Genomic DNA, 19809 nt, shown 5'->3' on the forward strand with positions numbered 1-19809 from the left:
TTCCCACGCTGCCCACGCTTCTATGCTCCTCGGTCTCGGCTGTTACTGGGCAATTCTTGAGGAGGCGCATATCACCATGCTAGCCATCGATCCCGCGCATCACCGTCAGGGGTTGGGGCAGGCATTACTCTACGCGCTGTTAGCCTCCGCCTATCAGCGCGGGCTAGAACGAGCCACCTTGGAGGTAAGAGTTTCTAATCACGCAGCGCTCGCCTTGTATCAAAAATTTGATTTTCGTGAAGCGGGTCGCAGACGGCGCTACTACCCAGACGATGGCGAAGATGCTCTCGTGCTATGGCATGGAGGCATACAAACGCCCGCATTTTCTGAGCGCCTCAAGGTCTGGCAACAGCAGGTTTGCGATCGTCTTTGCACATCTGGTTGGCAGTCAACCATTGATTGAGAGCCTCCAGTGCTTAAGCTTCAATGCTGAAAAGATTAAGAAATCCTGCTTGACTTGACAGCCGCTTTCCACTGACAATCACACCTCGTAGCAGCTCTAAAATGGTCGATCCCCGTTGCACGGTACGGTGATCACGGATCGACTGGTGGCATTTCTCAAGCCTCCAGTCAAATCGTCTATGATAGAATCAACTCTACCGGCAAGCAGCAGGTGACAGGAATACGCCATGTTTGAACGCTTCACAGAAAAAGCCATTAAGGTGATCATGCTTGCCCAGGAGGAAGCACGCCGCCTGGGACATAACTTTGTGGGTACTGAACAGATCCTCCTGGGTCTGATTGGAGAAGGGACCGGCGTCGCCGCCAAAGTGCTGAAATCGATGGGTGTCAATCTCAAAGATGCCCGCATTGAAGTAGAGAAAATCATCGGTCGAGGCTCTGGCTTCGTTGCTGTTGAGATTCCCTTTACGCCACGAGCAAAGCGGGTTCTGGAGCTCTCTCTAGAAGAAGCCCGTCAACTTGGTCATAACTATATTGGTACTGAACATCTGCTTCTCGGTTTAATCCGCGAAGGCGAAGGTGTTGCTGCCAGAGTGCTGGAAAATCTGGGCGTTGACCTCTCAAAGGTGCGCACTCAGGTCATCCGGATGCTAGGCGAAACCGCAGAGGTTACTTCAGGTGGTAGTCAGGGGCGCACTAAAACGCCGACGCTGGACGAGTTTGGTTCAAACCTGACTCAAATGGCAGCTGATGGCAAACTAGATCCGGTTGTGGGTCGTCAGAAAGAAATTGAACGGGTGATTCAAATCCTGGGTCGCCGTACCAAAAATAACCCGGTTCTGATTGGGGAGCCAGGTGTGGGTAAGACCGCGATCGCGGAGGGTCTTGCTCAACGCATCGCCAATGACGATATCCCAGATATCCTCGAAGACAAGCGCGTGGTCACTTTGGACATTGGTTTGCTGGTCGCAGGCACCAAATACCGAGGTGAGTTTGAAGAGCGTTTGAAGAAGATCATGGATGAAATTCGCTCCGCTGGGAACGTCATCCTGGTGATTGACGAAGTTCACACGCTGATTGGTGCAGGTGCGGCTGAAGGCGCGATCGACGCTGCAAACATCCTCAAGCCTGCTTTGGCTCGAGGTGAACTTCAGTGCATCGGTGCTACGACGCTGGATGAGTACCGCAAACACATTGAGCGCGATGCTGCTCTTGAGCGTCGTTTCCAACCTGTGATAGTGGGTGAACCGAGCGTTGACGAAACCATTGAAATCCTTCGTGGTCTCCGTGAACGCTACGAACAGCACCATAAGTTGAAGATCTCAGATCTAGCGTTGGAAGCGGCAGCAAAGCTTTCAGATCGCTACATTTCGGATCGCTTTCTACCGGACAAGGCGATCGACTTGGTTGATGAAGCCGGTTCGCGGGTGCGCTTGATGAATTCCCAACTGCCCCCAGCAGCCAAGGAGTTAGACAAAGAGCTGCGCCAAGTACTCAAAGACAAGGATGATGCGGTTCGTTCTCAAAACTTCGATCGCGCTGGCGAACTACGCGATCGCGAAATGGAGATCAAAGCCGAGATTCGGGCGATCGCTCAAACCAAGAAAAACGAATCGACGGGCAACGACGCTTCTCCCATTGTGGATGAAGAGGATATTGCCCATATTGTTGCTTCGTGGACGGGTGTTCCGGTCAACAAGCTCACGGAGTCCGAGTCCGAGAAGTTGCTTCACATGGAAGATACTCTGCACCAGCGCTTGATTGGTCAGGAAGAAGCCGTGAGAGCCGTTTCTCGTGCCATTCGCCGTGCTCGCGTTGGTCTGAAAAATCCGAACCGACCGATCGCAAGCTTTATCTTCTCTGGTCCTACCGGGGTTGGTAAAACTGAATTGACCAAGGCACTCGCAACCTACTTCTTCGGCTCTGAAGAAGCCATGATCCGGTTGGATATGTCGGAGTATATGGAGCGCCATACGGTCTCCAAACTCATCGGTTCGCCTCCAGGTTACGTCGGCTACAACGAAGGTGGACAGCTTACCGAAGCCGTTCGTCGTCGTCCTTACACCGTCGTCCTGTTCGACGAAATCGAGAAGGCACACCCTGATGTCTTCAATATGCTGCTGCAAATCCTGGAAGACGGTCGCCTAACTGATGCCAAAGGTCGTACGGTGGACTTCAAGAACACCCTGCTTATCATGACCTCCAACATTGGTTCTAAGGTGATTGAAAAAGGTGGCGGTGGTTTGGGCTTCGAGTTCTCAGCAGCAGGTGATGCCGCCGAATCTCAGTACAATCGCATCCGTTCCTTGGTCAACGAAGAGCTTAAGCAGTACTTCCGCCCTGAGTTCCTCAACCGCCTTGATGAAATCATTGTCTTCCGCCAACTGTCGAAGGACGAGGTGAAAGAGATTGCTGTCATCATGCTGAACGAGGTCTTCGGTCGCTTGCGTGAGCAGGGTATTACCTTAGAGGTCACTGAACGATTCAAAGATCGTTTAGTCGAAGAGGGATACAATCCTAGCTACGGTGCTCGTCCACTCCGCCGAGCCATTATGCGCTTGCTGGAAGATTCGCTGGCAGAGGAAATCCTTTCTAGCCGCATCAAGGATGGCGACACTGCTGTCGTTGATGTGGATAGCGATGGTCAGGTGAAGGTGCTACAAGGCGAAAAGCGGGAACTCTTGCCTCAAGCCGTTGAATAGTTCCGAAATTGCTTAGATAGTAAAACGGTAGAGAGCATTGTCTCTCTACCGTTTTTGTTTATAGAGCGTTTGTGAAAAACGACCATGCTTGAGGACAGGAGAGATGAAGCAACGGATGGAAGCGGATGAAACGGATGAGTGAGCTGGAAATAGATAAATGAGTGATGAGAAATAAACTATTTATCTGCTTCATCTGTTTTCCATCCGTTGCCAAATTGCTCTGGTTTCCACAGATATTTGGTGACTTGGGTCTGCCACTCCTCTATTGCCGTGGGCGGCAGAATGCGTTTGTATTCCAGGCGCGATCGTCCAAAATTGAGGAGTAATCCAACTTGTGCCTTTGTTGCTGCTAAATATGCAATTACCTGAGCAATCTCTACATCTCCCATAATGTGTGATACTGCTTTATCTTCTACAACGACGCACTCATTAACCCAGTGGTCGAGATACAGTCTCCCAAGCCAGGTTTGACCGTCATAAATTTCGAGATGATACTCTTCCAGCACAACCAGTCCATCCTGAAGCATTTCAGCCGTCAATGCTTTCTGGTAGTGCTGTTCTCTCAGTCCGCGTGGCATCCGGCGATGAACCCGCATCGCTGCACCAATAATGCGATAAGTAATGTCCTGATGGAGAATGGCAGATGTGCTTGGCGGGTTGCTCACAATACATGCTTGATGACCTCTTTCTTGAGGATTCCCTGGGGAAAGCAGTGATTAACGGGTGGAGATAGTGAGCAACGGATGTCAACGGATGAAGCGGATGGGTCGTTGGGGGATAGTGAGCAACGGATGTTAACGGATGAAGCGGATGGGTTGTTGGCAACGGATAGGGAATGATGGCAAATTAGGCAGACTAACAGACTACTTATCTGTTTCATCCGCTACTCATCTGCTGCCCTGCTTATCCGTTTCATCCGTTACCCATCCGCTGCCATCAACGCCTGAAACCGCCCATCGCCTCGAATCCCATCAAAATCAGCGTCCGTCTTTGCCATCTCTCGGTATTTGTCAGGGTTCAGCTCAATTGCCCGTTGCAGATTGGCAACTGCCTCCTCAACCTTGTCCCAAAGGGCAAAACAGCGAGCTTTGTTGTAGAAAGCGCCAGCATCATCCGGCAGGAACTCCAGCGACATGTCAAAGCTCTGAATGGCGTTCTTATAATCACCTGACTTCATCAGCGTAGCGCCCCGGTTATACCAGGCTACGTGTTCGTCCGGTTTGATGGCGATCGCTTGGTCATAGCTTGCAATTGCCTCTTCGTGGCGCTTCAGGTTGCTCAGCACAATGCCACGACCATACCAGGCTTCGTGTTTGTCTGATTTGATGGTGATCGCTTGGTCATAGCTAGCAATTGCCTCTTCGTAGCACTCTAGTTTGTACAGCGCAGTGCCCCGATTGCTCCAGACTTCGTAATAGTCTGGTTTAAAGGCGAGAGCTTGGTCATAGCTGGCAATTGCCTCCGCGTAGCACTCCAGTTTGTACAGCGCAGTGCCCCGATTGCTCCAGACTTCGTAATAGTCTGGTTTAAAGGCGAGAGCTTGGTCATAGCTGGCAATTGCCTCCGCGTAGCACTCCAGTTTGTACAGCGCAGTGCCCCGATTGCTCCAGACTTCGTAATAGTCTGGTTTAAAGGCGAGAGCTTGGTCATAGCTGGCAATTGCCTCTTCGTGGCGCTTCAGTTCGTCCAGTGCATTGCCCCGACCGTGCCAAACTTCGTGTTTGTCCGATTTGATGGCGATCGCTTGGTCATAGCTGGCGATCGCCTCTTCGTGGCGCTTCAGTTCGTCCAGTGCATTGCCCCGACCGTGCCAAACTTCGTGTTTGTCCGATTTGATGGCGATCGCTTGGTCATAGCTGGCGATCGCATCTAGGAATTTTTCCGATGCCTGTTGGTTTTGTCCCGAATCCTTGAGTAAACTCCCCCACTGAGTCAGAGAATTCCCTCTTTGAAACCAGATGAAGTCCACATGAGGGACAACTTTGAGGAGTTCATTCAAGCTGGTGAAGCTTTCTCGACAGCATTTCAAGCCGTTGGCTGCAACAGCGAAGCTATACAGTGAGACAAGCACTTGTGAATGACGATCGCTCAACCTCAATAGCAAACGCGAAAGACGAGGGATGTTTTCAGCCACCGCTACCGAGGTTCCCTTTGCTTCAACCTGACCATCGCGGGGTTCCAGAATGCTGTTGCCGTCGTGGATCAAATAATGAAGGGCGCGACGAATCGGTTGCCAGCGCTGGAGCCGCTGAAGGAAGTTCCCGCCTGCCAGCATTTGTGTGGTGGCGATGACCGTGAAATCGTGTAGCTCGACATTCACCGCCCGCAGCAGTTCAACCGCGTCATAAATTACGGCAGCGATCGGGTATTTTCGTCTGGCTTTGCGATATTTTGCCTCCCAGTTTTCCCGCAACGACTCCCGAAAGGTATCCAGGGTGAGTGCCCGCCCCTCATCTTTTGCCGTTTGCAGGTTCAACTGGATATTTCGGAAGGTGCGATCGTTCCGTCTGGCTAAACGAGCATACTCATCGGGATTAGCGGTAATGTCTGTCTGCTCTACCGTTGCTTGAATCAGTTGAATAATGGCAGCATCGCTTGGTTTGACCAGAAGATAGCGTGTAAATTTCTGCCATAGCCTGGGATGCTGGTCGAAACCGAGCTTGTCGAGTTCGCTGATCGGCTCATTGTACTGGGGAACAGTTTCATTGCGGGCAGTGGCGATGATGCGGATTTCTTCGGGACGGCAAAAGCGCTCATAGTACTCCAGCGTCAGGCGCAATCGCTCCTGGGGTGGCAAATCTCGAAACTGTCGCGGGTCATCCTTCAGCAGTTCGCCCCGCTTGTACATCAGCTTGTTCAGGTCATCCAGGAAAAACAGCAGCTTGCGATCGCTGCCAACCTGCTCCATCGGAAACTGATACGGCTCATCCAGCAGTTCCGAATGTTTCAGCCTGAGAACCGTCCAACCCCTGCGGCTATATTTCTGAGCCAGTTCTGCGGCTTCCCGCGTTTTGCCCAATCCTGTCTCACCCAGGATGATGACCCAGCGAGACTCTTCTAGCTGCGCTTCTAGTTCCTGCTGAATATCTCGGTCTGCCACCCGTTGCAAATAGCGAATGTTGCGATCAGCAAGCGGATTGTCCCTCGCTCCGCCAAATACGGCTTTCAAAATATCACTGTTGGGCTTAATCACCTCAAACGGAAAGGTGTCGAGTGGTGGAATCCGGGGATGGCGGCGCTGTTGCAGGTAAGCAGCGATCGACTTAAAGAACGCCACCAGGAAGCCAGAACCAAACAGCAGCGTGAATAGAGTCAGCGTTACTGTGATGCCCGCAATCACAACCAGGAGTGCGTCTTTATTGCTGCTCAAGAACTTAAGAATGGCATCCACTCAGTCTTTCTCCTGACTTTTCCTGATCGCGATCGCCCCACTGCTGCCTGTTCCCACATCTCACCCAACCAACTCAAGCCAATTCAGCGTCTGATCCTGAGCGATCGTCCTCCAAACCCGCTGCTCCGAGTTCTGATCCTGACCCTTCGAGTTCTGAACACGACCAATTGAGCTAAAAGCTCCAACGTCTGACTTCTGAGCCTGACAATCCGAGTTCTGAACTCGACGATTCAAGCTAAAAGCTCGACCTTCCAGGTTCTAAGCTTGACGATTCGACTTCCGAACTCAACGCTTCAAGTTCAAAGCTTGACCATTTGAGTTCAAAGCTTGACCATTTGAGTGCCAAACCTGATGTGCCAAGTTCATTACCTGACGCTTCAAGTAAAACACCTGATCGTCCGGGTTCACATAGTCGAGCCGCATGAGCCACTCTCTAGATTTTAAGCACTTGTCAAAGAGAAATGCGATCGGTTAAAAGATTGCACCGTAGGCTACAATACCCAAGCTACTTCAGGTTGTCTGGGGAGTCAGCCCAGACAGGACGAGAGATGATCTCGTCTGGGGAAAGCCCGGTGATTTTGCAGCGTGCAAAAAAGTCCGGCACTGTGCCGCAACTGTGAAGCGAAAGGCTAAGAGCTAAAGGATAAAAAGGGAGATAACTTCTAGCCTTTAGCCTTCATCCTTTATCCTTTCCAAAGTCAGAATGCCTGCCTGAAGCGACATACACCATCATGCCTGCGACGCACAGGTAAGGATTTACAATGCAAAGTTTAGACGTTCTGCGCCGATCGCCTACGGCGGATTACAGCGCTACGGTCATTCATTCTGTTTCGTTAACACCAACCATCAAAGCGATTCGGTTGCGGCTGGATCGAGATGACTTCAGTTTTTTGCCAGGACAGTCAGTGTGGCCCAAATTTGAACGCGATGGTCGCAAGTTCAGCAAGATCTACTCGATCGCCTCTTCACCCTCTCATTGTCCTGAAGTTGAACTCTGTGTTTCGCGTGTGGGCTGGAGTTCTGCCTTTCTACAAGATTTGGCGATCGGGCAGTCGTTGCCTCTACGTGGTCCCTATGGACTGATGACGTTAAGCGAATTGCCTCAACGTCCTCGCCTCTATATTGCTGAAGGCTCAGGCATCGCGCCACTGAAAAGCCAAATCGACTGGCTGCACGAATGCGGCTATCGGCAACCTGTTTGGCTAGTGCAAGCAAACCCAGAAACGACGGACCAATTACCGTATCAGCAGCACTGGCAGCGCCTGCAACAAAGCTGGAAAGCCTTCGAGTATCGAGAGGCGATCGCCCAATGCCCTGAAGCGATCGTGTCAGGGTTGAGGCTCAATCTGGCAGACTTCGAGATTGTCATCTGCGCGGTGGGCGATCGCTCCGATCAGCTTCAGGAGTTTATGCTGTCGCTAGGCGCGAGGAATGACCAGTTGCGATCGGAAAAGTTCATTGCGTTCTAACTTATTGCGTTCTAACAATGGCTCTTGCGAGAATAAAGGGTATCTGGACATTAGACTAAAGACTCTAGATCGCAGACTTGCCTAAATCAAAAGGGCGATCTGTGGTTATGTGCCTCACGTCTAATGTCCGCTGTCTAAGCCACACCTTTATGACCTCTGAAAAAACCTCTGAACCGCAGGTTCCAGTTGTTGTGCCGCCTACCTCACCGCGCTGGCGAACCTGGTGGGAAAACATACAAATCCTAATTATTGCGCTGATTTTGGCACTGTTGATTCGGGTGTTTGTGGCAGAACCACGCTATATTCCCTCTGATTCGATGCTGCCGACATTGGAGGTAGGCGATCGCCTCGTGGTCGAAAAACTCTCATATCGCCTTCGTCCCCCCACGTTTGGCGAAATCGTCGTTTTTGATCCACCCCAGCAGCTTCAGATCCAGGGCTACACCAAAGATCAGGCATTTATCAAACGCATCATTGGTCAACCAGGGCAAACGGTGCAGGTCAAAAATGGAACGGTTTATGTCGATCGGCAACCGCTCAAGGAGCCGTATATTGCCGCGCCACCTAGCTACACGCTGCCACCCGTAGTGGTGCCAGACGGTGAGTTTTTTGTGATGGGCGACAACCGTAACAACAGCAATGACTCGCACGTTTGGGGCTTTCTGCCGCAGCAAAACATTATCGGTCGCGCCTGGTTGCGCTTTTATCCCTTTAAACGGATTGGGCTAATCAAACCAACGCCGTAAAGAAGGTATTTTGGGAGTTTCGGCTCAAAACTTGAGGTAATGCATCAGCTCAGCCACTAGCTGACTGGAGAGGGCTAGTCGTCGCTGAAAATGGACGAGATTGCGATAAGGACTCACAGTACGGTTGGCGACGATCGCCCGTGCCAGGTACAGATCAACCGCCGGAATGCGAATCAGCATTTCGATCGTCGCCATGTTTGGATTGACAGGTTTGACCGTAGCAACGCTGTCAGCATCGTAGTAACAAAACTGGAGGACTGGTTCCAATGGCTTGAGCCGTGGTATGGGCAAGCTCAGCGCAGCGGCAATATCGTCAATGCAATGGAGCTGTAATCCCGCTTGAGTTAGTTCGACGAGCGATCGCGCTTGATGAATCGATAGACCTGGAAGCCGCAGCCAATCATCCACACCTGCCTGATTTACGTCAATCTTGACCCCCAACTTAGCCGCAAGCTCAAGTTCTGCCACTGATTGAAAGCGGTAGTACGGATCGCTGAATCTTTTTATCTGCGGCGGCTGACGAGTTTGACCAGCACTTGAAAACCAGCGAGGGAGAGGCATTGGAGAAGGATAAACAATGAAGGATAAAGGCTAAAAGTTAGAGTGGCTGTTGACCTTACGAACGACCAACCACCAATAGCGAACGGCTATGTAATGCGATCGAGCAACTGGCGGCGCTTCTGTTCAAACTCATACTCCGAAATTAGCCCATCAGCACGGAGTTGATCAAGTTGACGGACAGCATCAGCAACAGCACTAATTTGTCCTGGGTCAACGCTCTCTGTACTCGACACAACTTTCACGGTAGAAACAACGCCCTCGTTGAATTTTAGATCAAACTCATCAGCGCCTTGGGTCAAATACCAAACACCTTCGATCGCGCTGGCAACGCGCGGAATCGGTGTCATCGACAGGAGCAAATACAAAATGCCCCACAGTGGTTGACCGACATAAAACTTGTGCAGCCCTGCACCGATCGGCGCTACAGCTCCAGCAAACGCCAAAGCAGCAGCAACCTTTCGATTTCTTGGCTTATCCAACATGCCAGTCTCACCCCAAAATAGCTGCATTCAGATTTATGATGTTGTAAGGAATGACACCCAATCCATCAGGTATCTATCGGTAGAAGGGCAAGGATGCCCACTCCAACACCGTTACTTCTATCATATTGACTCTCAAGCGGAGATGACACCAACAGCAGGCAACTTCTGCCATTGCCTGACGGGTGCTTCCGCTTATTCATGCGCCATAGTGTTTTGGTTAAGCAACCCAAATCGTAGCGAAGCGGTAGCATTTTGAGATCTGTCCGGTTCAATCCGTCGATGTACAGTAAGGTAATGATAATCCCGATCGAACAGCGACTCAATTAATACGTTCAAGCCTCGCCTGCCCCAGCTTAGTTAAGCCGTTAATCACGCTAAAGTCTCACCAGTTTAGAGCCTAAAGCGATACAGCCTGACTGCACAAACGCTAGTTGTTAGGGTTCTAGTCGGTGCTTGTTTTCGTCGGCTACTAGCGCTAAGCAAGCTGTTTAGTGGAGACAATTTTGCTCTTAAACGTTTCTTAAAAGCCATCTGTTTGTCGCACGAGTGGCAACGCGTATTGAAATTCAGTGCTTGAATGTGTGCAGTGGATGTCTAACTGTACTGGTTTTTAAAGTCTTCTAGGGTTACTTGGTTGATGTCGCAAAGTACGCTTCCCTCAGAATGGCTAGCCAACTTCTCTGACCCCTACGCCGTTTTAGGGGTCTCGCTTGCTGCTGACGATCGCCGCGTACTCAAGCGTTACCGCACGGTTGCAAAGCTACTCCATCCTGATCATTACACCCCTGAAGATGACACCGCTAAAGATATGGCAAGCCAGCTTTTTGCGCGGCTGGTCAACCCTGCCTACCAAAAGCTGAAGCAAGAGAAAGGTCGTAAAGAGAATGTCTCCTTGCTGCGACTTCAGGTAAGGCGGCTTTACCGCATTACGCCCCTCACTCCTCAAAGTGACTTGGCATGTCAACTGACACAGCAGCCGATTAATGGTGTTGATATCTTTTACGAGCAGGCGATCGCCCAACTTGCCGAAGCGCAGTATCAACCACTCGATCAATTTGAACCGCTCACTCAACAGCTCATTGAACTAAACCTGGTTTACTTACAGCTCAAAATGGGCGACGTGCTCATGCGCGAAAAGCCTACAGGACTGGTCTCTGCCGCCGAGGCAAAGCCAATCCAATTTACCCCGGCTGATACCGAAACTAGCTCTGAAAGTTATGCTCAGCGCCACTACCGACGAGCGCAAGAATACATGAAGAAAAGCAACTGGAAAGAAGCTGAGCAAGAACTACGGGATGCCATCAAGATTGAAGCGGGCAAAAGCGAGTACCATGCCCTTTTAGGCGTTGCATACCTCCAGCAGAATCTCCAAAGCATGGCAAAAGTCTACCTTCGTCAGGCGCTAAAGCTAAATCCTCAAGACCCATTAGCCCGCAGATTTGCGCCCAAGCTTGGTCTTGAAATTGCTGCCCCAATCGATGGACAGCAAAACGGCAACACTCAAAAAGCTCAACCAGGCAATCAAGCTGCCAAGAATGGCGGGCTGTTTGGCTTATTTCGGTCTAAAAAGTAGTGTCTGTTGCGTCTAACGCTGTTAAAAGCTGTATGTAGAAGCAATGCAAGAGCGCGATCGCAGTCCTACAGATCATCACGATCGCGGCTCCGATACCTGTAGCCTACGACCATAACGCCAAAGCCCTATCGCTAAAGCAGTAAGGAACAGGAAACCGATCGCTCCAGCGAGTGGGTTCCGATCAAAGCCTATCAACCACTCAGGCGCTTGCGGAGCATATTTGATGAGTTGCCCCACGTTCACAACGTAGTAACCCCAAACCAAGCCTGCATGTAGCCCCATTGGCAACCCCAAGCGTCCACGAGGCGTGTTCAGAATCGGGTGCCCCCACCTCTGACCATCAAAGCCTGCTGCGTCGTTAGAGTCAGCGCACGATCGCTTCGCCAAAATCAGCGTGACTGCCATTAAAAATAAGGCTGGAAACTGCGGCTTCAGCCCATGCACTAAAGCGAAGACTGTCGCATCGACCACAAGCGCGATCGACAAGCGGTAATCACGTTGCAGTTCATCCAGCAACCATCCCCGAAAGAACAGCTCCTCCGCAAAACCAATGCCCAAAGCCACCAGTAGTCCTTCTAAAGCAACTCGCAGCACCACGATCGAAAACGGTTGCCACATTACCCACCCAAAAGCGCTCTGGGTGATGAACAGTACAGCCACGCTGGAGCTGCCGATCCCTAGACCAGCTAGCAATTCTAAACCCATGCGCCGAGAAAACTCTAGCCCGTAAAGCCAAAGTAAACCAGGCTGACGGTAAACCCACCGTCCCCACAAACGCACTAGAAGAATGAATTCTGCATACAGTAAGAGCAGGGTCAGAATGCTAACGGTGTTGGTGTCGTTAATCAGCCAGTAAATTGGTGCAGCGATCGGCACCCAAACCAACACCAATGTCAAAAGGAAGGCAGCAATTCTGATCGGAGCTGGGTATCGTACAAGCTGAGTCAACACCTGCTTCAAGATGCTCTAGAGGTGCTATTCATCAGGCTCGATCGTACTGCTTAGCCCGTGACTGTTAAGAGTCTCACTGTAAAATTCCGCATGTTCTTGTGCACACGTAATCACCAAAGCTAGCCCATTGGTATGAGCCTCCATCATAATGTCCACTGCCTGGGGTTGAGTCAGGCTAGGAACGGTGGTAATCAAAGTCTGCACTACATACTCCATTGAGTTGTAGTCATCGTTATGGAGTAACACGCGATAACGGGGCGCGAGCTTGCGAACCGTTGAACGCCGTTCAATGGTTTCGACAGACACTTTTTATCCTCTCTCTAAGCAATTCACGACGATTGAAAACGGACGCTTTCCAATGTTAACAGATGTTTACTAGAGCTTGTAAATGCTGACGCTCTCAGAGCTAATTTCAGTGTTATAGCTGTAGTGAGAGAATGATTTGATCCTCTAAGATCGGTAGAGGAGCTTAGTACTTACCTCAACCCTATGGGTTTTCCTGCAACACACGAATTCGTTGGTGACGACGCTCCAGGCTTTCAACCCTGCCAGATTGTTTGCCTGCAACATGAAACCAGTTATCTGTATGCAGAAGTGGTTCAGATGATTGCAAGCCGTCACCTTTGCTGGGTGCGCCCTCTGGTGTTGATACTCCGCACTGCTGAAACAGCTACGTCGGAGGAGACCCTGGGTGAACAGTTAGACTGCTACGATCTACGCCAAGACTCCGATCTGCTTTTACCGCCAACTTTGTTTCGAGCGGCGCTTGATACTGAGGCGCTTCCATGGCTTGCCGATTTTTACGCAGACGATCGCACTAGCGTTGAACAAGACGGTGCTTGTGAAAGAGGGCGCGTACCGTTCAGACATTTCATCCAGCAAGTCTGGCAGGCTCATACAGAAGTATTTCAGAATCGAGCAGACTCAAACAAAACCTAGCGTTCTCTCTCTATCGACATAACGGTTGTAATACTTGAGCAGTAGTTATCAGAGCAACATTTACCGACTGAAGCCCATCTTCTCAGCTTGAACCGAACAAGCGTTAGCTTCAAAAGCGCGGAAGCAGTGAGATGAAACGCTTTATTCAGGAATAGCTATAGGCTTAAGGGCTAGAGATCAGTTGAATTCGTCCAGCGTCCATCTCAGACATCAGCAGTTCAAGTGCTTCAAAATCGACATCTGAGATGTGTCCTAAGCGCGTAAGCTCATAATTAATCTCATTCTCAATGTCGGGAGTGAGCTTTTTGATATGTAAGGCTTTTTGGACAAGGTGTCGAATAATTGCTGTTTTTTTCATTTTGATTAGCAGGAGCTCTGCATAAATTCTCTTCTGCTTACGTATTAATGGAAGTGATCTAACCCTAGAAGTATGGGTGATTTAGATCACTGTTTATGATGTGAATCGTACGGAATCAGGGGAAAATGGATGCTAGGTTGGGCGTTTTCAAACGAAGCAAAGAGAGCTTCGCACCGCCATTTGCAAGCATATTAGGTCTTCTCAACTGTTTGGTTTCCAGCCAATCGATCGCGTAGATTTCGTTAAGCTAGCCCTGTTTTCACGGCTAGATCTATAAGGCGTTATGTAATGCTTTTTACATCTTCTAAAGCTGCTGGGGCATAAACCATTGCCACAGATACCGACCGCTTTGCCTCGCAAAAATGTAGGGAGTAAGTGCAAAATACTCATCCCATAATGGAAAGAAGCTTCATGAGAGGTCAGGACAGTAGAACAATCTGGAGGTTAACCAAGGCGCAGCGTGCATTCAAGAAGCAACCGCTGGTTTGCGATCGCAAAAGGCTGAATGGCTGCTGCCTGGCGAAAGGCTGCAATGGCTTCTGGATAGTTGCCTAATGCCGCATGGGATAGTCCTAAGCCGTGGAGAGCACCAAAATGAACTGGGTTAAGGCGGATAACGGTTTCGCAATCCGCGATCGCCCGGTAGTATTGACCCTGACTGTAGTAGAGAACTGCACGCCGATTCCAGGCTTCCGCGAAATCGGGCTGGCTTTGCACTAATGCCGTCAGAGTAGACTCTGCTTCGACATTATTGCCTGCCTCAAGTAAGGTTTGAGCACGTCGGATGCTTTCTAAACCAAGAACACCTTTTTGCTCAAACCAGATGCGCCAAAGTGCGTGAGTAGCACGTTCGCGAACAGTTTCGTCAACACTTTTCAGATCTTCGAGGAGTGGCGCGATCGATGGTTCTTGCATTACTGTGAAGCACCCAGGTGAGAGACAGAGGCGATTTCAACTTCCAAGCTATTGTGTCTTTTCTGAGCGCGTTCGATCCGATATTGCCAGGGAATTTGCTGAACGAACAAATTCTTTAAGAATCGCTTTATCAGCCGTTCACATTCACTTAACGCATTGCACGTCAAGAAAAGGCAGACGCAGCACTATTTTCTGGCAGTACTATCTTCTGATGGAGGAGTCACAACGTCTGGATGTTGGTCAAGCCAACGCTCGATCGCCGCTTGCACGATGGTTGGGATTTCCCATGGAAACAAGTGGGCTGTGTTGGGGTGGCAATGGTACTGGGCATGGGGCAACGCTTGAGCCGTTTCCAGACTGGAGGCAGCCGTGATGTGGCGATCGTCCGCGCCTGCCAGCACGAGGCATGGACATTGAATAGCGGGTAGATCGGCAAGGCGATTATAGCCCCTCTGAAGCGCCATAGACAGCGCCTGTGTCGCTCGATTAGAGGTTTGCAGATACGCTGGCAAGGCTTCTTTGGCGAGGTACTGGTAAGCAGAGGGCGTATGCTGCTGAATGAGATAGCGGTACAACGATCGCCGCCCAAAGGTATCAATATTCCATTGCCAGCCAGGGTTAAGCCAGTTTGCGATCGACGCGATGCCCGTGTAAGCATTGTCTTGCCACGCGATCGCCGGATGGCTGCTTTTAGGACGCGCTGCTGTTGCGACTAAGATCAGCCCACTGATCCGTTCTGGCATTCGCAGCGCCAACTCCAAGGCTAGGATACCGCCCAAAGACCAGCCCAAAACCAGGCAGCGCGAGATTTGGTAGCGATTAAGCAGTGCCTCCAAATCGGTCAAATGGTCAGTCATCACAAAATCTGCTGGAGCGCGACTGCCGCCATAGCCTCGCAAGTCAGGCGCGATCGTCGTGAATCGAGCAGACAACGGTTGTGTGAAGACTGACAAACTCTGCCCCGAACCTGGGTGACCGTGTAAGCAAAGAATGGGAAAGCCCTGTCCTTGCACTAAGGTATGGAGACGTACTGCTTGTGATGAAGTTTGAGGCACAGTTTGAAGCATCGCGTTGTCCTGGCAGCAGATTCTATGCTAACGGTTACGCCTGCCACTAGCCCGCAACGCTGCATTCTATTAAGATGAAGCGCAGGGAGTGATGCTTCACTCGAATCTAACGCTCAAGACTGCGCGGCGATCGCTGCAATTTGAAACAAGGATTGACCTGAAACATGGCAGAAGAAACCACTCCGAACCAGGCTGAGCCAAACCAATCTGAAGGACAAGCTCCTACTAATACTGAAGCGAAGGCAACGGATATACCAACGGCAAATGCACCAGAGCCAGCGATCGATAAGCCAGAGGCTGTTTCTGAAGCACCTGAGGCAGACACTGCTCCTAAGAAACCAGCCGCCAAGCGTCCACCTAAGGCAGCGTCTGACGGTGAAGATGGCGCGAAACCAGCCGCTAAAGCGAAGAAAGAAAAGCCGCCCGCGTTGGAAGACAAGCCGTTCACTGACTTTATCCAGCAAGACTATTTACCCGCTCTCAAAGCAGGCTTAGCAAAGCAAGACATTCCGGATGCCGAGCTGACCTTTGCGAAGCGCAAGATCAACGTCATTGGGTTCGCTCAAGCGCCAGAATGTTGGCAAGTCGTTGGTCAATGGAACAGCGGTGGCAAGCAAACTAGAGCGTTTAGCATCTATTTCTTCGACGAGAAAATTAACGGTCAAAAAGGCTTTTCCTACTCAGAAAGCGGTGGTAAAGCCAGCACTATGGAGTCGTTTCGGATTGATGAACGCAAGGTTGATCTAGGATTGCTGGTTTTTTGGACGCTACAACGGCTGAACGCCCAAAAGTGGCTAGTGAGGAACTAAGGGATTAAACGTAGAGGCTGACCAAGGCGCGATCGCTAGTGTTAGCCTTTTTCAAAGCTCCTTAAACTCATAGATCACAACGCCCGATTCTGGATCATTAGTGATCTCAACGTAGCCTGCTTTTACCATGTGTATGAGTGTGGTTTCCACGTGGGAAAAACTAGCCCCTGTTTCCATCACGCCTTGCGTAACGGAGAGCCTACCACCTTTAGCTTCTGCCGCTCTCAGCAGTTTAACCAGTAAGGGATTCGGTTCTGACGACGGTGGCAATGGGGTTGGATGGGTAGCGATGACCTGCTGAATAGCGGCTTGATTTGGCAAAACACCTTCAGGCAGAAGCCCCTGACTCGCTCTCAGTTTAGAATTGTGCTCATCTACCATGTTTGGGATCAGCAGAAGGTCAATAATCTGCCCAAAACCAAACAGACCAAAGCTGAACATCCATAGCAAGCCCGTCAAAATCTTGCCGTTGTAAAGGCGGTGCAGTCCATGTATCTGAAGTAGGCAACCGAGCCAGAGAATGTAAGCCGTGCCAACTTTGTTCATACCTGTTTGGGATGCTCTCGTTTCCACAGTCCTCTTCCTATGAGATGCTTTCTCCACGTTCCTAAATCATAAAGACTTTGCTCTTAAGCAGGCAGGGTAGGCGGTACGACATTGCCTAGTAATTACAAAAGTTGATAGTGTGTTGCAAGTCTTAATGCGATCGCTCAGTTTTGTCACCCTATACCTTGATAGACTAGACTGCGTAATCATTACAGTGGTTTTGCGCGCTGCTGTACCTTGGCAGAGTCTTTGTAGACCGATCGCATCTGATTCAGTCCGCACTTGACAGCGATACACTGCGGTAGCTCAGCGCACCATCCCCTTGATGCAGTCTCTGAAAAAAGAACGAAACGACTCATGGTAGATTCCCTTAAAAAGCCTAGCTTTGAAGAAATACGCCCCGGAGTAAAAGTTCCTGCAAAGGAAACGATCTTAACGCCCCGGTTTTACACAACCGATTTTGATGCAGTGGCGGCGATGGATATTTCGCCCAACGAGGACGAACTGCAGGCAATTCTGGAAGAGTTTCGAGTGGACTACAATCGACATCACTTTGTCCGCACGGCTGAGTTTGATCAGTCCTGGGAGCACATTGATGGGGAGACGCGCCAACTGTTTGTTGAGTTTTTGGAGCGCTCCTGCACGGCTGAGTTTTCCGGCTTTTTGCTCTACAAGGAACTGGCACGCAAGCTAAAGGATAAGAATCCAGTCTTGGCGGAGTGCTTTTCACTGATGTCGCGGGATGAAGCACGGCACGCGGGCTTTCTGAATAAGGCGATGTCGGATTTTAACCTCCAGCTTGATCTGGGCTTTTTGACCAAGAGCCGCAGCTATACCTTTTTCCAGCCGAAGTTTATCTTCTACGCAACGTACCTGTCTGAGAAGATTGGCTACTGGCGCTACATCACCATCTATCGCCATCTCGAAGCACATCCCGAAGATCGCATCTACCCAATTTTCCGCTTCTTTGAAAACTGGTGCCAGGATGAAAATCGGCACGGTGATTTCTTTGATGCAATGATGCGATCGCAGCCACAGATTCTCAACGACTGGAGGGCAAAGCTGTGGTGTCGCTTCTTTCTACTGTCCGTGTTTGCTACCATGTACCTGAACGACATCCAGCGATCGGGCTTTTACAAAGCGCTCGGTTTGGATGCCCGTGAATACGATATTCACGTCATCAACAAGACCAACGAAAGCACTGGTAAGGTCTTTCCAGTCATCCTGGATGTCGAAAATCCAGCGTTCTACCAGCGACTCGATCGGTGTGTACAGAACAATGCCCAATTGACAGCGATCGTCAGCGCGAATACGCCAAAGGTTGTGCAGTTCTTCCAAAAGCTGCCTTATTACGCCTCTAACGCATGGCAGCTTCTTCAGCTTTATTTTATGAAGCCGATCGAGATTGCCCCGTTGCAAGGGACTGCTCGTTAGCGTTTGTGTGCTGACCCTTGATTTGAGCGGCTTTGCATAACCTGGACATAGGTGCAAAGCCGTTTTTTTGTGGAAGCAATCTGGATGCCTTTATTAACGTGTTCATGAGTCGAGTCACAGAATGGCGATCGCGCCTGTGCCCTTCCCGTTGCCTGCTTCAGATGTTGTTGCTAGCGATCGGTCTGGCTTTTATCACCCGTCCTGCCTGGAGTCTGCCCGTTGAGTTGGTGTCGCACTCAGCGATCGATCTTGTGGAAGCAAGGCAGCGATCGGAGGGAGTAAAAGGAATAGACGCTTCAGCAGTCAGCAGCCAGCAGCCAGTATCAAATCCGGCTTTACCTCCCCACTCTCCACTCCCCACTCCCCACTCCCTCGTTCCCATCGACCTTGACCCCAAACTCATCGAAAGTAGCCCTGTCTTGCAACGATGGTTAAAACAAGTGCCTGACGTGTTGGCTGACATCAAGCATGATCCCAGCTTTAGGACGCGCCTGCGGTTGAGCTACTCCCAGTTTCCGTCATCCAAACAGGCAGGAGGGCTGAGTGTTGGCATTGAAGATGTGTTTGTGGGGCGATCGGGCGTGACCCTCAGTGCCGATTATCAAACCGCGTTTAATGGCAGTCGTGAAGCCTGGGGAGGCGATTTGCGCTACTACGTGCGTCCGCTGGGTAGTGTTGTTAATCTGGCACCAGTTGTGGGCTACCGCCATTTAGAAACCACTCGTTACTCAACAAATGGCATTCATGCGGGCTTACGCTTACTGCTGATACCGTCACGGACAGGTGCTGCCGATCTCGCCCTCACGCAAAGCTGGGTTGCTCCCGGTAGTGGAGACGAAGTTGGTTTAACGACTCTTTCCTTCGGCTATGCACTCACACGCAATCTGCGCCTAGCAACCGATCTTCAGAAGCAAAATTCTCGTTTTCGTAGCGACAGCCGTGTCAGCATTGGCTTGGAATGGTTGTTTTAGCTGGCTGCGATCGCCCAGATTCACTTCGGAAGCAGTCCTGATTCAGCGGCATAGCTAAATGAAACCCTTTACCTCTCCAGTCTTCTCCACATTGGCTCACTGAGAGACTTTAAGAGGGTCTGCGATAGCGCTGGGGCTTAGTCCATCCGCCGTTCTTGCCCCGCGTAAGTAGGCATGGCTTAAATTCGCCTCACTAACATTTGCTTCGCTTAAATCTGCATTGGTTAGATTGGCTTTAGTCAAGTTTGTTTCTGTAAGGTTGGCTCCTACCAGAACCGCATCGGTCAGATTAGTATGGCTTAAATTTGTGCGGGTCAAATTTGCCTTGGTTAGGTTTGCACCACTTAGGTTTGCACCACTTAAATTTAAGTTTCTGAGATTCGCTGCCATCAGGTTCAGATTTCTAAAATCTCTTTGTCCTGCTGAGTATCGACTCATAAGTTCTTTAGTGTTCATGGGGTTCAGAAGGGTAAGAGGTGGCATAACAGGATGG

At 50.5% G+C, this 19809-nt stretch carries 20 protein-coding genes and 1 riboswitch; of the genes, 9 read left to right on the forward strand and 11 right to left on the reverse strand.

The genetic code is table 11. The annotated features are described in order from the left end of the window. Together rimI and AC5JO6_RS26620 are read left to right on the forward strand one after the other, a co-directional pair. Positions 1 to 403, forward strand: a 403-nt coding sequence (gene rimI, locus AC5JO6_RS26615; protein WP_496084062.1) for a ribosomal protein S18-alanine N-acetyltransferase, incomplete at its 5' end; no start/stop codon positions are given. 226 nt (positions 404 to 629) lie between these two features. After that, positions 630 to 3104 carry an ATP-dependent Clp protease ATP-binding subunit gene (locus AC5JO6_RS26620; RefSeq protein ID WP_496084063.1) on the forward strand — a complete coding sequence of 825 codons (2475 nt, stop codon included), beginning with the start codon at positions 630 to 632 and terminating at the stop codon, positions 3102 to 3104. Between the two features lie 176 nt (positions 3105 to 3280). On the opposite strand, the gene AC5JO6_RS26625 is transcribed toward AC5JO6_RS26620, so the two are convergent. After that, entirely contained in the window at positions 3281 to 3769 is a 489-nt protein-coding gene (locus AC5JO6_RS26625) for a GxxExxY protein (RefSeq protein ID WP_496084064.1), read from the reverse strand. Between the two features lie 254 nt (positions 3770 to 4023). Continuing rightward, positions 4024 to 6495 (reverse strand): tetratricopeptide repeat protein, encoded by a 2472-nt coding sequence (locus tag AC5JO6_RS26630; protein WP_496084065.1) that lies wholly within the window; start codon positions 6493 to 6495, stop codon positions 4024 to 4026. Positions 6496 to 6990: 495 nt separating this feature from the next. Further along, a riboswitch (cobalamin riboswitch) is annotated at positions 6991 to 7224 on the forward strand. A gap of 32 nt (positions 7225 to 7256) precedes the next feature. Here AC5JO6_RS26630 and AC5JO6_RS26635 point away from each other — a divergent pair. Together AC5JO6_RS26635 and lepB are read left to right on the forward strand one after the other, a co-directional pair. Beyond that, positions 7257 to 7964: a ferredoxin--NADP reductase gene (locus AC5JO6_RS26635; RefSeq protein WP_496084066.1), complete on the forward strand. Its 708-nt coding sequence runs from the start codon at positions 7257 to 7259 to the stop codon at positions 7962 to 7964. 149 nt (positions 7965 to 8113) lie between these two features. Continuing rightward, on the forward strand, positions 8114 to 8710 hold the full coding sequence (gene lepB / locus AC5JO6_RS26640) for a signal peptidase I (RefSeq protein WP_496084067.1): 597 nt from the start codon (positions 8114 to 8116) through the stop codon (positions 8708 to 8710). A gap of 24 nt (positions 8711 to 8734) precedes the next feature. Here lepB and AC5JO6_RS26645 read toward each other — a convergent pair whose 3' ends face one another. Continuing rightward, positions 8735 to 9271 (reverse strand): ComEA family DNA-binding protein, encoded by a 537-nt coding sequence (locus AC5JO6_RS26645; protein WP_496084068.1) that lies wholly within the window; start codon positions 9269 to 9271, stop codon positions 8735 to 8737. 86 nt (positions 9272 to 9357) lie between these two features. Continuing rightward, complete coding sequence (locus AC5JO6_RS26650; RefSeq protein ID WP_496084136.1) at positions 9358 to 9753, reverse strand: SHOCT domain-containing protein; 396 nt, start codon at positions 9751 to 9753, stop codon at positions 9358 to 9360. 637 nt (positions 9754 to 10390) lie between these two features. Here AC5JO6_RS26650 and AC5JO6_RS26655 point away from each other — a divergent pair. Next, positions 10391 to 11326, forward strand: coding sequence for a J domain-containing protein (locus AC5JO6_RS26655; RefSeq protein ID WP_496084069.1), 936 nt, complete (start codon positions 10391 to 10393; stop codon positions 11324 to 11326). Positions 11327 to 11401: 75 nt separating this feature from the next. Here the strand turns inward: AC5JO6_RS26655 and AC5JO6_RS26660 are convergent, their stop codons facing one another. Together AC5JO6_RS26660 and clpS are read right to left on the reverse strand one after the other, a co-directional pair. After that, positions 11402 to 12214, reverse strand: coding sequence for a CPBP family intramembrane glutamic endopeptidase (locus AC5JO6_RS26660; RefSeq protein ID WP_496084137.1), 813 nt, complete (start codon positions 12212 to 12214; stop codon positions 11402 to 11404). An 87-nt stretch (positions 12215 to 12301) separates the two neighbouring features. Next, positions 12302 to 12583 carry an ATP-dependent Clp protease adapter ClpS gene (gene clpS / locus AC5JO6_RS26665; protein ID WP_496084070.1) on the reverse strand — a complete coding sequence of 94 codons (282 nt, stop codon included), beginning with the start codon at positions 12581 to 12583 and terminating at the stop codon, positions 12302 to 12304. A 183-nt stretch (positions 12584 to 12766) separates the two neighbouring features. Between clpS and AC5JO6_RS26670 the strand changes: the two genes are divergently transcribed. Then, a complete protein-coding gene (locus AC5JO6_RS26670) occupies positions 12767 to 13216 on the forward strand; it encodes a hypothetical protein (RefSeq protein ID WP_496084071.1) in 450 nt (149 codons plus the stop codon). A 163-nt stretch (positions 13217 to 13379) separates the two neighbouring features. Here AC5JO6_RS26670 and AC5JO6_RS26675 read toward each other — a convergent pair whose 3' ends face one another. The 3 genes from AC5JO6_RS26675 to AC5JO6_RS26685 all read right to left on the reverse strand — a co-directional run bounded on the left by AC5JO6_RS26675 (position 13380) and on the right by AC5JO6_RS26685 (position 15556). Continuing rightward, positions 13380 to 13574 carry a hypothetical protein gene (locus AC5JO6_RS26675; RefSeq protein ID WP_496084072.1) on the reverse strand — a complete coding sequence of 65 codons (195 nt, stop codon included), beginning with the start codon at positions 13572 to 13574 and terminating at the stop codon, positions 13380 to 13382. A 444-nt stretch (positions 13575 to 14018) separates the two neighbouring features. Beyond that, entirely contained in the window at positions 14019 to 14489 is a 471-nt protein-coding gene (locus tag AC5JO6_RS26680; protein ID WP_496084073.1) for a tetratricopeptide repeat protein, read from the reverse strand. Positions 14490 to 14674: 185 nt separating this feature from the next. After that, positions 14675 to 15556 (reverse strand): alpha/beta fold hydrolase, encoded by an 882-nt coding sequence (locus AC5JO6_RS26685; protein ID WP_496084074.1) that lies wholly within the window; start codon positions 15554 to 15556, stop codon positions 14675 to 14677. 164 nt (positions 15557 to 15720) lie between these two features. On the opposite strand from AC5JO6_RS26685, the gene AC5JO6_RS26690 reads away from it, so the two are divergent. Further along, positions 15721 to 16365 carry a DUF2996 domain-containing protein gene (locus tag AC5JO6_RS26690; protein ID WP_496084075.1) on the forward strand — a complete coding sequence of 215 codons (645 nt, stop codon included), beginning with the start codon at positions 15721 to 15723 and terminating at the stop codon, positions 16363 to 16365. 51 nt (positions 16366 to 16416) lie between these two features. Here the strand turns inward: AC5JO6_RS26690 and AC5JO6_RS26695 are convergent, their stop codons facing one another. Continuing rightward, the gene (locus AC5JO6_RS26695; protein WP_496084138.1) at positions 16417 to 16911 is read right to left on the reverse strand and encodes an NINE protein; all 495 of its coding nucleotides are present in this window, start codon (positions 16909 to 16911) and stop codon (positions 16417 to 16419) included. A 357-nt stretch (positions 16912 to 17268) separates the two neighbouring features. Between AC5JO6_RS26695 and acsF the strand changes: the two genes are divergently transcribed. Both acsF and AC5JO6_RS26705 read left to right on the forward strand, forming a co-directional pair. Then, positions 17269 to 18345 (forward strand): magnesium-protoporphyrin IX monomethyl ester (oxidative) cyclase, encoded by a 1077-nt coding sequence (gene acsF, locus AC5JO6_RS26700; protein WP_496084076.1) that lies wholly within the window; start codon positions 17269 to 17271, stop codon positions 18343 to 18345. A gap of 104 nt (positions 18346 to 18449) precedes the next feature. After that, on the forward strand, positions 18450 to 19316 hold the full coding sequence (locus AC5JO6_RS26705; protein ID WP_496084077.1) for a hypothetical protein: 867 nt from the start codon (positions 18450 to 18452) through the stop codon (positions 19314 to 19316). A gap of 96 nt (positions 19317 to 19412) precedes the next feature. Here AC5JO6_RS26705 and AC5JO6_RS26710 read toward each other — a convergent pair whose 3' ends face one another. Continuing rightward, positions 19413 to 19772, reverse strand: coding sequence for a pentapeptide repeat-containing protein (locus AC5JO6_RS26710; protein WP_496084078.1), 360 nt, complete (start codon positions 19770 to 19772; stop codon positions 19413 to 19415). Between the last annotated feature and the right edge of the window lie 37 nt (positions 19773 to 19809).

The sequence above is a fragment of the Tildeniella sp. genome (assembly GCF_059505325.1).

Bases quoted from the DNA above. Each gene is read 5' to 3' on its own strand.
- AC5JO6_RS26620 (WP_496084063.1), top strand. From the start codon at position 630: ATGTTTGAACGCTTCACAGAAAAAGCCATTAAGGTGATCATGCTTGCC.
- AC5JO6_RS26635 (WP_496084066.1), top strand. From the start codon at position 7,257: ATGCAAAGTTTAGACGTTCTGCGCCGATCGCCTACGGCGGATTACAGC.
- lepB (WP_496084067.1), top strand. From the start codon at position 8,114: ATGACCTCTGAAAAAACCTCTGAACCGCAGGTTCCAGTTGTTGTGCCG.
- AC5JO6_RS26645 (WP_496084068.1), bottom strand. From the start codon at position 9,271: ATGCCTCTCCCTCGCTGGTTTTCAAGTGCTGGTCAAACTCGTCAGCCG.
- AC5JO6_RS26650 (WP_496084136.1), bottom strand. From the start codon at position 9,753: ATGTTGGATAAGCCAAGAAATCGAAAGGTTGCTGCTGCTTTGGCGTTT.
- AC5JO6_RS26655 (WP_496084069.1), top strand. From the start codon at position 10,391: ATGTCGCAAAGTACGCTTCCCTCAGAATGGCTAGCCAACTTCTCTGAC.
- AC5JO6_RS26670 (WP_496084071.1), top strand. From the start codon at position 12,767: ATGGGTTTTCCTGCAACACACGAATTCGTTGGTGACGACGCTCCAGGC.
- AC5JO6_RS26675 (WP_496084072.1), bottom strand. From the start codon at position 13,574: ATGAAAAAAACAGCAATTATTCGACACCTTGTCCAAAAAGCCTTACAT.
- AC5JO6_RS26680 (WP_496084073.1), bottom strand. From the start codon at position 14,489: ATGCAAGAACCATCGATCGCGCCACTCCTCGAAGATCTGAAAAGTGTT.
- AC5JO6_RS26685 (WP_496084074.1), bottom strand. From the start codon at position 15,556: ATGCTTCAAACTGTGCCTCAAACTTCATCACAAGCAGTACGTCTCCAT.
- AC5JO6_RS26690 (WP_496084075.1), top strand. From the start codon at position 15,721: ATGGCAGAAGAAACCACTCCGAACCAGGCTGAGCCAAACCAATCTGAA.
- AC5JO6_RS26695 (WP_496084138.1), bottom strand. From the start codon at position 16,911: ATGAACAAAGTTGGCACGGCTTACATTCTCTGGCTCGGTTGCCTACTT.
- acsF (WP_496084076.1), top strand. From the start codon at position 17,269: ATGGTAGATTCCCTTAAAAAGCCTAGCTTTGAAGAAATACGCCCCGGA.
- AC5JO6_RS26705 (WP_496084077.1), top strand. From the start codon at position 18,450: ATGAGTCGAGTCACAGAATGGCGATCGCGCCTGTGCCCTTCCCGTTGC.
- AC5JO6_RS26710 (WP_496084078.1), bottom strand. From the start codon at position 19,772: ATGAACACTAAAGAACTTATGAGTCGATACTCAGCAGGACAAAGAGAT.